We start from the raw sequence: 13,016 nt of genomic DNA on the forward strand, positions 1-13,016 counted from the left end.
TAATCGCATGCCAGTAGAGCAGATTGACTTGATTTTAGAGAAGAAGGACAGGCAGTTAGCAGGTCCAACGGCAGCACCAAATGGCTTGTATTTAAAGGAGATTCGTTATGAAGAATAATCGTATTTTAGCACTTTCTGGAAATGATATTTTTAGTGGTGGTGGTTTGTCAGCTGATTTGGCTACCTATACCTTGAACGGCTTGCATGGCTTTGTAGCAGTGACTTGTTTGACAGCCTTGACAGAGAAGGGATTTGAAGTCTTTCCAACTGACGATGCCATTTTTAAATATGAATTAGATAGTTTGCGTGATGTGGAATTTGCAGGGATTAAGATTGGTCTTTTACCAACTGTTAGTGTAGCTGAGAAAGCCTTGGACTTTATCAAGCAACGTCCAGGAGTGCCTGTGGTATTGGATCCAGTCTTGGTCTGCAAGGAAACGCACGACGTGGCTGTCAGTGAACTCTGCCAAGAGCTGATTCGCTTTTTCCCTCATGTCAGCGTGATTACGCCTAACCTCCCAGAAGCAGAATTATTAGCAGATCAAGAGATTAAAACCCTTGAAGATATGAAAACTGCAGCACAGAAATTGCATGAATTAGGAGCGCCAGCAGTCATTATCAAGGGAGGCAATCGCCTTAGTCAGGATAAGGCTGTGGATGTCTTTTATGATGGACAAACCTTTACAGTCCTAGAAAATCCTGTTATCCAAGGGCAAAATGCTGGCGCAGGTTGTACCTTTGCCTCCAGCATTGCCAGTCACTTGGTTAAAGGTGATGAACTTTTGCCAGCAGTAGAAAGCTCTAAGGCTTTCGTTTATCGTGCCATTGTACAAGCAGATCAGTATGGAGTAAGACAATATGAAGCAAACTAAAACAACTAAAATTGCCATTGTATCCCTATTAACCGCCCTTTCTGTGGTTCTAGGCTATTTCTTAAAAATTCCAACACCGACAGGCATTCTAACTCTTTTAGATGCGGGTGTCTTCTTTACGGCCTTCTACTTTGGTAGTCGTGAAGGGGCTGTAGTCGGAGGACTAGCAGGTTTCTTGATTGACCTCTTATCAGGCTACCCTCAATGGATGTTCTTTAGCTTGGTCAACCATGGTTTACAGGGATTTTTCGCAGGATTTAAAGGAAAAACTCAGTGGTTAGGCCTTATCTTAGCAACGATTGCCATGGTAGGGGGTTACGCCTTGGGTTCTACATTGATGAATGGCTGGGCTGCAGCCCTACCAGAAATTTTACCAAATTTCATGCAAAATATGGTAGGGATGATTGTAGGATTTATTCTTAGTCAAAGTATCAAGAAGATTAAGTAAAGAGGCTGTGGAGAAAGTCTCTTTAAACCACGTCAGCTTCACCTTGCCGTAGATATGGTGACTGATTTCATCAGTCTTATCTACAACCTCAAAACAGTGTTTTGAGCAACCTGCGGCTAGCTTCCTAGTTTGTACTTTGATTTTCATTGAGTATAAAGAGGCTGAGGCAAAAGTCTTAAAAATCAGAAAAAACGCATAGTATCAGGTGTTGAAAACTTGATACTATGCGTTTTATTGTGGGAAGATTTTCGAAGAATATTAATCAAAATAAAGCAAGTCTTTGCTGGTGCTTGTAAAGAGGTCAAAGCCATCCTTGGTAACAACACCACAGTCTTCAATACGGACACCGACCTTACCAGGGATATAGATACCTGGTTCAACAGAGAAGCACATGCCTTCTTCGATGATCATGTCGTTTCCTTCCATGATAGATGGGAATTCGTGGACATCCATACCTATACCGTGACCAAGACGGTGGTTGAAGTACTCGCCGTAACCAGCTTTTTCGATGACCTCACGGGCAGCACGGTCCACTTCATGGGCAGTCACACCCGGCTTGATAAAGTCAAGAGCAGCTTGTTGGGCTTCAAGTGTCAAGTTGTAAATATCTTTCTTGAATTGGTCTGGTTTGCCGACAGCGACCGTACGAGTCATATCTGACGCATAGCCGTTGACGAGAACACCAAGGTCAAAGAGGAGAAGGGCGTTATTTTCAACTTTGTTTGCTGCTGGAATACCGTGTGGATTTGCAGCATTATCACCAGTCAAGACCATGGTATCAAAACTCATTTCATAACCTTCACGCTTCATAGCAAAGTCAATTTGGGCGATGATATCTGTCTCCGTCTTATCAAGAGAAATATTGTCAAAACCAACCTTAACAGCCTTGTCCGCATAGAGACCTGCAACCATCATTTTTTGTACTTCATCAGCTGATTTGATGAGGCGCATGCGTTGGATACGAGGAGTGAGGTTTTCAAACTCAGCAGTTTCAAAGACTGTTTTCAAGCCATGGTATTTGGTCAAGATGAGATTGTCAAACTCAACAGCGACACGTTTGAAATCAAGCTGTGGAAGGGCATGTTTCATTTTTTGCCATGGATTTTCAGAATCCACATAGCCCACAACTGGGAAAGAGACAGTGCTGCTTGCACGCTCGACTTCAAGGGCTGGGACAAAGAGGAGGGGTTCTTGATCCGCTAGGATAAAAAGGAACATTTGGCGTTCATGGGGATCACTGTAAAAGCCAGTGAGGTAATTGATTGTGACGGGGTCAGATACGACAGCGACGTCTAGTTTTTCTGATTCAAGATATGTTACGATTTGTTGTAATTTAGACATATGCTACCTTCTTTCTACCCCTCTATTTTGGCAAAAAAAGAGAGAAAATGCAAGAGAGAAGGGTAAAAGAAAAGACAAAAAGAACTCCGGTAAGATAGCAGAGTTCTTTGATAGAGTTTTCCTTGGTTTAAGTAAAGTCAGCCTTGCTTTTGACATCGCTGTATTCTTCAGCGATTTCTTGGCTGAGAATGTCCTCATAGGCAGGGAGTTGGATGTCCTGACCATATTTCTTCTTGAGGGCAGTAGTGACTAGGCGATAAGCCAGATTGGCATTACGAGAGAGGATAGGTCCGTGGAAGTAGGAACCAAAGACATTCTTATAATGAACCCCTTCGCCGACCTTTTCTTCGTTGTTTCCATTTCCATAGACAACCTGTCCCAGCGGTTTTTGGTCATCAGAAAGGAAGGTACGGCCTTGATGATTTTCAAAACCATAGTAGGTTTCATCGAAATCTTCATTGTGAATCTTGATGTCCCCGATAAAGCGGTTATTGGTCTGGTTGAGGGTGTAGTGGCCCATGACACCGAGCCCTTCGATACGTTTACCTGAAGCTTCAATATAATATTGGCCCAATAGTTGGAAACCACCGCAGATAGCCAGAACCACACCGTCGTTTTGGATGAAGTTGTCAATGCTCTCTTTTTTAGAAGGTAGGTCGTCTGCAATAATACTTTGTTCAAAGTCTTGACCGCCACCGAAAAAGGCGATGTCGTAGTGATTTTCATCAAAATCATCATGAAGTGAAACGATGTCAACCGTCACATGGGCTCCCAGCTTTTCAGCCACATACTTGAGCATGAGGATGTTTCCATTGTCCCCGTAGGTATTCATGAGGTTTCCGTAGAGGTGGGCAATGTTGAGCTGATAAGGGTAATTGCCAGCTTTTGAGGAAAGTGAAGTATAAACCATTAGTTCATCTCCTTTCTAACAATCTGACGACTAGCCAGCAGTTCACGGAATTCAAGCATGGCAGTATAGGTAGCTAGGATATAGGCATGCTTGCAATCTTGATTCTCAATGGTCTTAAGAACTTGTTCCAGACTACTTGTTTCAGTGATTTTCTCAGCTGGATAGCCTGTTACTCGTAGACGACGAGCGATTTCAGAATGACGAACACCGCCAGCGTTGATTTCAGGAATGTCCATGTCCGTGATTTGTTCAAAGTCAGCATCCCAAATCCAGCTGGTATCAATACCGTCTGCGTAGTTGGCATTGAGGAGGACAGATAGGCTAAATGGATAAGGAGCTAGTTTGATCATTTCGATAGCTTGGGTCGCACCGACTGGATTTTTAATCAAGACGAGGGTACATTCCTTGTCCCCGATATGGAAGGTTTCTTGGCGTCCAAAGACTGCACGGCTCTTGTCAAATCCTTGCTTGATGAGTTGTGAATCGGCACCGAGGAAACGGGCGATGGCAACCGCAGCTAGGGCGTTGTAGATATTGTAGAGTCCACCGATTTGGATACCGTATTCTTGGCCGTCAATGACAAAGCGAGAATGATTGTTGGTCAACTCAACCAGTTCTGTCAAGCGATAGTCGAGATTAGGACGTTTACATCCACAACCTTCACAGATATAGGCACCCAAGTTTGCATAGGTATTGTGCTCATATTTGAGGATGCCTTGACAGTCAGGGCAGAGAATCCCTTCGGTATTGTAGTGAGCCAGTTTGGCTGGTCCTTTTTCCAAGTCAAAACCAAAATACTCTACAGGATTTGGAATAGTTGGCTTGTAGAAAAGTGGGCTGTCACCATTGAGAAGAACAGTGGCAGTTGGAACTTTCCGAATGGCATCCAATATCATGTTATAGGTAGTATAGATTTCACCGAAACGGTCCATCTGGTCACGGAAGATATTGGTGATGACAAAGAGACTAGGCTGGATATAGTCACAGATACGAGATAGACTGGCTTCGTCGATTTCTAGGACGGCAATGTTTTTCCCAGTTTTAGACGATTTGGCTGTTAAGAAGGTTGTCGCAATCCCTGTGATCATGTTGGCACCGCTTGGATTGGTCAGAACCTGACCATAAACCTCTTTTAAAATGCCGACAGTCAGGGCAGTTGTCAGGGTTTTTCCATTTGTTCCAGTGACCACGACAATCTCGTAGTTCTTAGCTAGGTTTTGTAAAATATCTTTATCAAATTGAAGGGCAAGTTTCCCTGGGAGCGTACTTCCACGGCCAAGACGGCTTAAAACGAAGTGGGAAGAACGCCCAGCAAGAAGGCCCAAAGTAGTTTTTAAGTTCATGTTTCTATTATATCACAAAAGAGGGAAAAGACAGATTTGGTGTTTCGCAGAAGTAAAAACAGCCCAGAGAGGGCTGTTCGATACGATGAAATTTCAACTTAAATCGCAAACAAGTCATTCAAGTTCTCAGCCAAGGTTGGGTGAGTGAAGATTTGTTTTGTGAAGTAAGTGTAAGGAATCTTGTTGTCCATAGCAACAGTAATGATGTTGATGATTTCTTGAGAACCTTCTGAGAAGATGCTTGCACCAAGAATTTCTTTTGTTTCAGTATTGACAACAGCTTTGAAGGCTCCACGAAGGTCTCCGTTTACGTGACCACGAGGCATTGCTGCAACAGGGATTTCCTTAACAGCGTATGGAAGTTTCAAATCAGCTGCTTGGCTTTCAGTCAAACCAACTTGTGAAAGTGCAGGTGTGATAAACATGGTGTTTGGTACATTGAGACGGTCTTCAAGAGTGTAGCTGCCATCTCCAGCAAGGTAGCTGTAGACAACACGGAAGTCATCAAGTGAAATGTAAGTAAATTGAAGGCCACCGTTGACGTCTCCAACTGCAAAGACACCAGGAACGTTTGTTTGACAATGTTTGTCTACTTTAATAGCGCCGCGTTCAGTTAGTTCAATATCTGTATTTTCAAGTTGAAGTGGTTCTACATTTGGTTTGCGTCCAGTTGCGTAGAGAAGGGCGTCGAAACGGTAAGTTTCGTTTTCAGTCACGAGGAGCACTTGGTCACCGTCGTTTTTAATTTCAGTAGTACGGATGTTTTGAAGCAATTCAATACCGTCTTCTTCCATATATTGTTTAGCAAGAGCTGCGATGGAAGGTTCTGCACGAGGTAGGAAAGTATCCAAGGCATCTAGGACTGTGACCTTGCTTCCAAGTTTGTTGTAAAGGCCAGCAAATTCAAGACCGATATTTCCGCCACCAAGGACTCCAAGTTTTTCAGGCAACTTGTCCAAGTTTTGGATACCTGTTGAGTCAAAGACGTTTTTACTTGTAGCAAGTCCAGGGATTGGCAAGACGTTTGAAACAGCACCAGTGTTGATGACGATTGTTTCAGCAGTCAGTTCTTTCTTTTCATCACCAGCTTGGATTTCGATGACTTTATTTGAAAGGAAGTGAGCTTCCGCATCAAAAATATCTACGCCTGTACGGGCAACAGTCGCATAGTTTTTACCGTTGAGGCGACCAGTGATCGTGTTTTTGGTAGCAATGACTTCTTCAAAAGACAAGCCCTTCTCAGCAGCAACTAGCAAGGTTTTAGTTGGGATACAACCGATGTTGATACAAGTTCCACCATACATAGCTTTGCTACGTTCAACGAGGGCAACTTTTTTGCCAGCTGAAGCTAATTTACCAGCTAGTGTTTTACCAGCTTTACCAAATCCAATAACAATTAAATCGTATGTTAACATTTATCTTCCTCCTATTTCGATTTTCATTCTAGCACAAGAAAAAAACTTTTGCACACTTCTGCTACGGAAAAGACAGAAAAAGATAAAAACGCTTTCCAGACAAAAAACTAGTAATTTTTTGACAAGCTTGATAAACTAAAATCCTATCTATTTTTATATAAGATAGAATAAATGTTCGAAAATAGGAGGTTTTATGAAATCGAATCGCTATATTATTGCCTTTTCTGGGGTCATTTTACACTTAATGCTGGGTTCGACTTATGCTTGGAGTGTTTATCGCAACCCTATTATTGAAAAAACGGGATGGGATCAGGCTTCTGTTGCCTTCGCCTTTAGTCTAGCAATCTTTTGTTTGGGCTTATCGGCTGCATTTATGGGGCGTTTGGTAGAAAAATTTGGTCCGAGAGTCATGGGGAGTCTATCTGCCTTTCTATACGCAGGTGGAAATATCTTAACAGGATTTGCAATAGACCGTCAGGAGCTGTGGTTGTTGTATCTGGCTTATGGCATTTTAGGTGGGCTTGGTTTGGGAGCCGGCTATATTACCCCTGTGTCAACGATTATAAAATGGTTTCCTGATAAACGTGGTCTCGCAACAGGTTTAGCGATTATGGGGTTTGGTTTTGCTTCTTTATTGACTAGTCCCATAGCGCAACATCTCATCGCAGGGGTAGGGCTTGTAGAAACTTTTTATATTTTAGGTGCAAGTTACTTTATTATCATGCTCCTAGCTTCACAATTCATTAAGCGTCCAAATGAGCAAGAGCTTGCAATTTTATCTGCTTCAGGGAAAGAAAAAACAGCCTCTCTGACGCAAGGGATGACTGCAAATCAGGCTCTAAAAAGCAATCGGTTTTATATACTTTGGATTATTTTCTTTATCAACATAGCTTGTGGTTTAGGCTTAATTTCAGCGGCATCGCCAATGGCACAGGAGATGGCTGGCTTGTCTACAAGTCATGCAGCAGTAATGGTGGGTGTTTTGGGGATTTTCAATGGATTTGGTCGCTTGCTCTGGGCGAGTTTGTCTGACTATATCGGTCGCCCTCTAACCTTTAGTATATTACTGCTTGTCAATCTTTTCTTTTCTCTTTCACTTTGGATCTTTACAGATTCCGTTTTATTTGTAGTCGCTATGTCTATTTTGATGACTTGCTATGGAGCTGGTTTTTCATTGATTCCAGCTTATCTCAGTGATATTTTTGGAACCAAGGAATTGGCCGCTCTGCATGGTTATATTTTAACAGCTTGGGCAATGGCTGGTTTAGCAGGACCTATTTTATTAGCAGAGACTTATAAAATGGCTCATTCTTACACACAAACCTTGTTCGTTTTTATCATTTTATATAGTATCGCCTTGGCTTTGTCTTATTATCTAGGTCGTTCCATCAAAAAGGAAAGCCAAAAACCGCTTACATGATTTTCTGTAGAAATGGGGCTATCTTTTGCTCTGGTCTTGTGTTATACTAGATAAGTTGCAAAGAAAACAGTACTTTTCTTTTGTGGAAAAGAAGCAACACGATTTTGTATCCAGTATATGAAAATACGTCATAAAAAGAAAAGTATAAACTAAGCCCTATAGGGTGGCTTCGCACCACCTTTAGAAAGAAGAATAACGTGAAATTTAATGAATTAAACTTGTCTGCTGATTTGCTAGCAGAGATTGAAAAAGCTGGTTTTGTAGAAGCCAGTCCGATCCAAGAACAAACTATTCCCTTGGCTCTTGAAGGCAAGGACGTTATCGGTCAAGCTCAGACTGGTACAGGAAAAACTGCAGCCTTTGGCTTGCCTACCCTTGAAAAAATCCGTACAGAAGAAGCGACTATCCAAGCCTTGGTCATCGCTCCAACACGTGAACTAGCTGTCCAAAGTCAAGAGGAATTGTTCCGTTTTGGTCGTAGCAAGGGAGTTAAAGTCCGTTCAGTATATGGCGGATCGAGCATTGAAAAACAAATTAAGGCTCTTAAATCTGGTGCCCATATCGTGGTGGGAACTCCAGGTCGCCTCTTGGACTTGATTAAACGCAAGGCCTTGAAATTACAAGATATTGAAACGCTTATCCTTGACGAAGCGGATGAAATGCTCAACATGGGCTTCCTTGAAGACATTGAAGCTATCATTTCTCGTGTCCCTGAAAACCGTCAAACTCTTCTTTTCTCAGCAACTATGCCAGATGCTATCAAACGTATCGGTGTTCAGTTTATGAAAGAACCTGAGCATGTGAAGATTGCTGCTAAGGAATTGACAACAGAATTGGTTGACCAGTACTATATCCGTGTCAAGGAACAAGAAAAATTTGACACCATGACTCGTCTCATGGATGTGGAGCAACCTGAGCTTGCTATCGTATTTGGTCGTACCAAACGCCGTGTGGATGAATTGACTCGTGGTTTGAAAATCCGTGGCTTCCGTGCAGAAGGAATTCATGGAGACCTAGACCAAAACAAACGTCTTCGTGTCCTTCGTGACTTTAAAAATGGCAATCTTGATGTTTTGGTTGCGACAGACGTGGCAGCGCGTGGGTTGGATATTTCAGGTGTGACCCATGTCTATAACTACGATATTCCACAAGATCCTGAAAGTTATGTTCACCGTATCGGTCGTACAGGTCGTGCCGGTAAGTCAGGTCAGTCGATTACTTTTGTTGCTCCAAATGAAATGGGCTATCTCCAAATCATTGAAAACTTGACTAAGAAACGCATGAAAGGTCTCAAGCCTGCAAGTGCAGAAGAAGCCTTCCAAGCAAAAAAACACGTAGCTCTTAAGAAAATCGAACGTGATTTTGCAGATGAAACCATTCGTGCCAACTTTGAGAAATTTGGCAAGGATGCTCGTAAGCTAGCTGCCGAATTTACTCCAGAAGAATTGGCAATGTATATCTTGAGTCTGACTGTTCAAGATCCGGATAGCCTTCCAGAAGTGGAGATCGCACGTGAAAAACCACTGCCATTTAAACCATCAGGTAATGGCTTCGGTGGTAAAGCTAAGGGAGGTCGTCGTGGAGATGACCGTCGTGATAATCGCAGAGGAGACAACCGTCGTGGTGGCCGCCGTGATGATTTCAAAAAAGGAAATCGTGGCAATGATCGTTTTGATAAAGACAGACGTTACCGTAAGGATAATAAAAAACCACGCAATACTTCAAGTGAAAAGCAAACAGGCTTTGTTATTCGTAACAAGGGCGATAAATAAGAAAAAGCGGTTCAAAATGAATCGCTTTTTTATATAAGGAGACCGAATGTGAAAAGAAAGATAATACTCTTCGAAAATCTCTTCAAACCTCGTCAACGTCGCCTTGCCGTATGTATATGTTACTGACTTCGTCAGTTCTATCTGCAACCTCAAAGCAGTGCTTTGGGCAGTCTGCGGCTAGTTTCCTAGTTTGCTCTTTTATTTTCATTGAGTATAAATAAAATTGTTGTATTATCTTTTTATAATGTTATGATACACAAAAATAGGCAGCTTGTCAATAGAAAAGGAACAATTTAATTAAAAATATTCTGGTTTTTAAAAATTGCAAGTCAATAAGGAATTTTCAGATAATTATTGAAAAAGAGACGTTTTTATGTTATAATGATAGCGATTAAATTCGAGGTGAAAAATGGCACATTTATTAGAAAAAACAAGAAAGATTACATCAATTTTGAAGCGCTCAGAGGAGCAGTTGCAGGATGAGCTTCCTTACAACGCTATTACGCGTCAGTTAGCGGATATTATTCATTGCAATGCCTGCATTATCAATAGTAAGGGACGTCTGCTTGGCTATTTTATGCGTTATAAAACAAATACAGATCGCGTAGAGCAATTCTTCCAAACTAAGATTTTCCCAGATGACTACGTTCAAGGGGCTAATATGATTTACGAAACAGAAGCAAACTTGCCTGTTGAGCATGATATGAGTATTTTCCCTGTTGAGAGTAGAGATGATTTTCCAGATGGCTTGACGACTATTGCACCGATTCATGTATCGGGGATTCGCCTTGGTTCTTTGATTATTTGGCGCAATGATAAAAAATTCGAAGATGAGGACTTGATTCTTGTTGAGATTGCCAGTACCGTGGTTGGGATTCAACTCCTAAACTTCCAGCGTGAAGAAGATGAGAAAAATATCCGTCGCCGTACTGCTGTTACCATGGCGGTTAATACCCTTTCTTACTCCGAACTTCGAGCAGTTTCCGCAATTTTAGGGGAATTAAATGGAAATGAAGGGCAGTTGACTGCGTCTGTAATTGCAGACCGTATCGGAATTACCCGCTCTGTGATTGTCAATGCTCTGCGTAAACTTGAATCTGCGGGGATTATTGAAAGTCGCTCGCTTGGAATGAAGGGAACCTATCTTAAGGTCTTGATTTCAGATATTTTTGAAGAAGTGAAGAAAAGAGATTACTAATGACTAAGGCTTTAATTTCGATTGATTATACAGAAGATTTTGTTGCAGATAGTGGTAAATTGACAGCAGGAACTCCAGCTCAAGCTATTTCGGAAGCCATTAGCAAGGTGACTCGATTAGCTTTTGAAAGAGGAGATTACATCTTCTTTACCATCGATGCGCACGAGGAAAATGATTGTTTCCATCCAGAAAGTAAACTATTTCCTCCTCACAATCTGATTGGGACGAGCGGACGGAATTTATATGGAGATTTGGGGATCTTTTATCAAGAGCATGGTTCAGACAGTCGTGTCTTTTGGATGGATAAACGCCATTACTCAGCTTTTTCAGGGACTGACCTAGATATCCGTTTGAGAGAGCGTCGAATTTCTACAGTTATTTTAACAGGAGTCTTGACGGATATTTGTGTTCTGCATACAGCTATTGATGCCTATAATCTAGGATATAATATCGAGATTGTTCAACCAGCTGTTGCTTCAATCTGGCCTGAAAATCACCAATTTGCCCTAGGTCATTTCAAAAATACACTTGGAGCTAAGTTAGTAGATGAAAATCTAAATGAAATTTTAGAGTAATTTGGTTGATGAAATGGAAAATTTTTGAAAAAAAGTGTTGACAAGCATCCCAAAAGTTGATATACTAGTAAAGTAATCGACGCGGGGATGGCGGAATTGGCAGACGCGCAGGACTAAGGATCCTGTGACCGCTTTAGGTCGTGAGGGTTCAAGTCCCTCTCTCCGCATAGGATAAGAGTTAGCTTAGGCTAGCTCTTTTGTATTTCTCTAAAAAATTAGAATACAGTCAAATGTAGTGTAGAATCAGCGAAAATATGGGAAAACTAATCCTTGTTTCTGCTTTTGTATAGAAGAATAATAAAGATTATCTTCTTCAAATTCTCCGATCTTCTCTAAAGTTTTGTGCAAGGTGCACAGAACTTTTTAATTTTTTTGGTCACCTTGCCATAGAAATGTAAAGCGTTTTCATCTATAATAAAACTATCAAAAGACAAAAGGAGTTCACCTCATGGTAGAATTAAATCTTAAAAATATTTACAAAAAATATCCAAACAGCGAACACTACTCAGTTGAAGACTTCAACTTGGACATCAAAGACAAAGAATTTATCGTTTTCGTAGGTCCTTCAGGATGTGGTAAATCAACAACTCTTCGTATGATTGCTGGTCTTGAAGACATCACAGAAGGTACTGCATCTATCGATGGTGTGGTTGTCAACGACGTGGCTCCAAAAGACCGTGACATCGCCATGGTATTCCAAAACTACGCTCTTTACCCACACATGACTGTATACGATAATATGGCTTTCGGTTTGAAATTGCGTAAATACAGCAAGGAAGATATCGATAAACGTGTTCAAGAAGCAGCTGAAATCCTTGGATTGAAAGAATTTTTGGAACGTAAACCAGCTGACCTTTCAGGTGGTCAACGTCAACGTGTTGCCATGGGTCGTGCCATCGTCCGTGATGCAAAAGTGTTCTTGATGGACGAGCCTTTGTCAAACTTGGATGCAAAACTTCGTGTATCTATGCGTGCTGAAATCGCTAAAATTCACCGTCGTATCGGAGCTACAACGATCTACGTAACTCACGACCAAACAGAAGCGATGACACTTGCGGATCGTATCGTTATCATGTCAGCAACTAAGAACCCTGCTGGTACAGGTACTATCGGACGTGTAGAACAAATCGGTACTCCTCAAGAAGTTTACAAAAACCCAGTGAACAAATTCGTTGCAGGATTCATCGGAAGCCCAGCTATGAACTTCATCAACGTGAAATTGGTTGGTAGCGAAATTGTTTCTGACGGTTTCCGTTTGAAAGTTCCAGAAGGAGCATTGAAAGTTCTTCGTGAAAAAGGCTACGAAGGTAAAGAATTGATCTTCGGTATCCGTCCAGAAGACGTGAATGCAGAACCTGCTTTCCTTGAAACATTCCCAGAATCAGTTGTGAAAGCTACTATCTCTGTATCAGAATTGCTTGGTTCAGAATCTCACCTATACTGCCAAGTTGGTAAAGACGAATTTGTTGCTAAAGTTGATGCTCGTGATTACTTGCAAACAGGCGCAACAGTTGAACTTGGATTTGACTTGAACAAAGCACACTTCTTTGATGTAGAAACTGAAAAAACAGTCTATTAAAATAAATAAAATTTAAAGCACTACAAGAAAAGATATCTCTTTATCAATTGTAGTGGAGAGATATCAGTTAATCTAGGGAGAGAAACGAAATGCTTCTCTCCTTTTTGCTAGGGAAGTCATATTATGCATCTATCTTGTGATAC

13 protein-coding genes, 1 tRNA gene and 1 pseudogene are annotated in these 13,016 nt (G+C 41.5%); 9 read left to right on the forward strand and 6 right to left on the reverse strand.

Going from position 1 to position 13,016, the window contains the following annotated elements; translation table 11 throughout:
* The 3 genes and pseudogenes from WKI23_RS03155 to WKI23_RS03165 all read left to right on the forward strand — a co-directional run.
* Window positions 1-118, forward strand: a pseudogene (locus WKI23_RS03155) (tRNA pseudouridine(38-40) synthase TruA); the annotation flags it as partial.
* A complete protein-coding gene (locus tag WKI23_RS03160) occupies window positions 108-872 on the forward strand; it encodes a bifunctional hydroxymethylpyrimidine kinase/phosphomethylpyrimidine kinase (protein ID WP_368078924.1) in 765 nt (254 codons plus the stop codon). The pseudogene WKI23_RS03155 and the gene WKI23_RS03160, both read left to right, overlap by 11 nt.
* Complete coding sequence (locus tag WKI23_RS03165) at window positions 859-1,320, forward strand: ECF transporter S component (RefSeq protein WP_338619897.1); 462 nt, start codon at window positions 859-861, stop codon at window positions 1,318-1,320. Before WKI23_RS03160 ends, WKI23_RS03165 begins: the two co-directional genes overlap by 14 nt.
* Here the strand turns inward: WKI23_RS03165 and WKI23_RS03170 are convergent.
* From WKI23_RS03170 to WKI23_RS03190, 5 genes are all read right to left on the reverse strand, one after another.
* A complete protein-coding gene (locus WKI23_RS03170) occupies window positions 1,243-1,467 on the reverse strand; it encodes a hypothetical protein (RefSeq protein ID WP_368078925.1) in 225 nt (74 codons plus the stop codon). The two genes, WKI23_RS03165 and WKI23_RS03170, sit on opposite strands and share 78 nt — an antisense overlap.
* Window positions 1,468-1,578: 111 nt before the next feature.
* Entirely contained in the window at window positions 1,579-2,661 is a 1,083-nt protein-coding gene (locus WKI23_RS03175; protein WP_368078926.1) for a Xaa-Pro peptidase family protein, read from the reverse strand.
* Between the two features lie 127 nt (window positions 2,662-2,788).
* Window positions 2,789-3,571: a lipid II isoglutaminyl synthase subunit GatD gene (gene gatD, locus WKI23_RS03180; RefSeq protein WP_368078927.1), complete on the reverse strand. Its 783-nt coding sequence runs from the start codon at window positions 3,569-3,571 to the stop codon at window positions 2,789-2,791.
* On the reverse strand, window positions 3,571-4,914 hold the full coding sequence (gene murT, locus WKI23_RS03185) for a lipid II isoglutaminyl synthase subunit MurT (protein ID WP_368078928.1): 1,344 nt from the start codon (window positions 4,912-4,914) through the stop codon (window positions 3,571-3,573). Before murT ends, gatD begins: the two co-directional genes overlap by 1 nt.
* Window positions 4,915-5,012: 98 nt before the next feature.
* On the reverse strand, window positions 5,013-6,329 hold the full coding sequence (locus tag WKI23_RS03190) for an FAD-containing oxidoreductase (RefSeq protein ID WP_368078929.1): 1,317 nt from the start codon (window positions 6,327-6,329) through the stop codon (window positions 5,013-5,015).
* 193 nt (window positions 6,330-6,522) lie between these two features.
* Between WKI23_RS03190 and WKI23_RS03195 the strand changes: the two genes are divergently transcribed.
* Window positions 6,523-7,749, forward strand: a complete 1,227-nt coding sequence (locus WKI23_RS03195; protein ID WP_368078930.1) for an L-lactate MFS transporter — start codon at window positions 6,523-6,525, stop codon at window positions 7,747-7,749.
* A 197-nt stretch (window positions 7,750-7,946) separates the two neighbouring features.
* Complete coding sequence (locus WKI23_RS03200) at window positions 7,947-9,521, forward strand: DEAD/DEAH box helicase (RefSeq protein ID WP_166732249.1); 1,575 nt, start codon at window positions 7,947-7,949, stop codon at window positions 9,519-9,521.
* Between the two features lie 82 nt (window positions 9,522-9,603).
* Here the strand turns inward: WKI23_RS03200 and WKI23_RS03205 are convergent, their stop codons facing one another.
* The gene (locus WKI23_RS03205) at window positions 9,604-9,729 is read right to left on the reverse strand and encodes a hypothetical protein (RefSeq protein WP_368078931.1); all 126 of its coding nucleotides are present in this window, start codon (window positions 9,727-9,729) and stop codon (window positions 9,604-9,606) included.
* A 201-nt stretch (window positions 9,730-9,930) separates the two neighbouring features.
* Here WKI23_RS03205 and codY point away from each other — a divergent pair, with 201 nt between their 5' ends.
* The 4 genes from codY to WKI23_RS03225 all read left to right on the forward strand — a co-directional run bounded on the left by codY (window position 9,931) and on the right by WKI23_RS03225 (window position 12,873).
* Window positions 9,931-10,719 carry a GTP-sensing pleiotropic transcriptional regulator CodY gene (gene codY / locus WKI23_RS03210; RefSeq protein WP_000940732.1) on the forward strand — a complete coding sequence of 263 codons (789 nt, stop codon included), beginning with the start codon at window positions 9,931-9,933 and terminating at the stop codon, window positions 10,717-10,719.
* On the forward strand, window positions 10,719-11,294 hold the full coding sequence (locus tag WKI23_RS03215) for an isochorismatase family cysteine hydrolase (RefSeq protein ID WP_368078932.1): 576 nt from the start codon (window positions 10,719-10,721) through the stop codon (window positions 11,292-11,294). Before codY ends, WKI23_RS03215 begins: the two co-directional genes overlap by 1 nt.
* A gap of 81 nt (window positions 11,295-11,375) precedes the next feature.
* Window positions 11,376-11,461 (forward strand) — tRNA-Leu (locus tag WKI23_RS03220).
* A gap of 281 nt (window positions 11,462-11,742) precedes the next feature.
* The gene (locus tag WKI23_RS03225) at window positions 11,743-12,873 is read left to right on the forward strand and encodes an ABC transporter ATP-binding protein (protein ID WP_000229952.1); all 1,131 of its coding nucleotides are present in this window, start codon (window positions 11,743-11,745) and stop codon (window positions 12,871-12,873) included.
* The last annotated feature ends 143 nt before the right edge of the window (window positions 12,874-13,016 follow it).

The organism is Streptococcus pseudopneumoniae, assembly GCF_038148955.1.
GTDB lineage: Bacteria > Bacillota > Bacilli > Lactobacillales > Streptococcaceae > Streptococcus > Streptococcus pseudopneumoniae_T.

Excerpts from the sequence above, each read along its gene's own strand:
- WKI23_RS03160 (WP_368078924.1), top strand. The coding sequence starts at position 108 with ATGAAGAATAATCGTATTTTAGCACTTTCTGGAAATGATATTTTTAGT.
- WKI23_RS03165 (WP_338619897.1), top strand. The coding sequence starts at position 859 with ATGAAGCAAACTAAAACAACTAAAATTGCCATTGTATCCCTATTAACC.
- WKI23_RS03170 (WP_368078925.1), bottom strand. The coding sequence starts at position 1,467 with ATGAAAATCAAAGTACAAACTAGGAAGCTAGCCGCAGGTTGCTCAAAA.
- WKI23_RS03175 (WP_368078926.1), bottom strand. The coding sequence starts at position 2,661 with ATGTCTAAATTACAACAAATCGTAACATATCTTGAATCAGAAAAACTA.
- gatD (WP_368078927.1), bottom strand. The coding sequence starts at position 3,571 with ATGGTTTATACTTCACTTTCCTCAAAAGCTGGCAATTACCCTTATCAG.
- murT (WP_368078928.1), bottom strand. The coding sequence starts at position 4,914 with ATGAACTTAAAAACTACTTTGGGCCTTCTTGCTGGGCGTTCTTCCCAC.
- WKI23_RS03190 (WP_368078929.1), bottom strand. The coding sequence starts at position 6,329 with ATGTTAACATACGATTTAATTGTTATTGGATTTGGTAAAGCTGGTAAA.
- WKI23_RS03195 (WP_368078930.1), top strand. The coding sequence starts at position 6,523 with ATGAAATCGAATCGCTATATTATTGCCTTTTCTGGGGTCATTTTACAC.
- WKI23_RS03205 (WP_368078931.1), bottom strand. The coding sequence starts at position 9,729 with ATGAAAATAAAAGAGCAAACTAGGAAACTAGCCGCAGACTGCCCAAAG.
- codY (WP_000940732.1), top strand. The coding sequence starts at position 9,931 with ATGGCACATTTATTAGAAAAAACAAGAAAGATTACATCAATTTTGAAG.
- WKI23_RS03215 (WP_368078932.1), top strand. The coding sequence starts at position 10,719 with ATGACTAAGGCTTTAATTTCGATTGATTATACAGAAGATTTTGTTGCA.
- WKI23_RS03225 (WP_000229952.1), top strand. The coding sequence starts at position 11,743 with ATGGTAGAATTAAATCTTAAAAATATTTACAAAAAATATCCAAACAGC.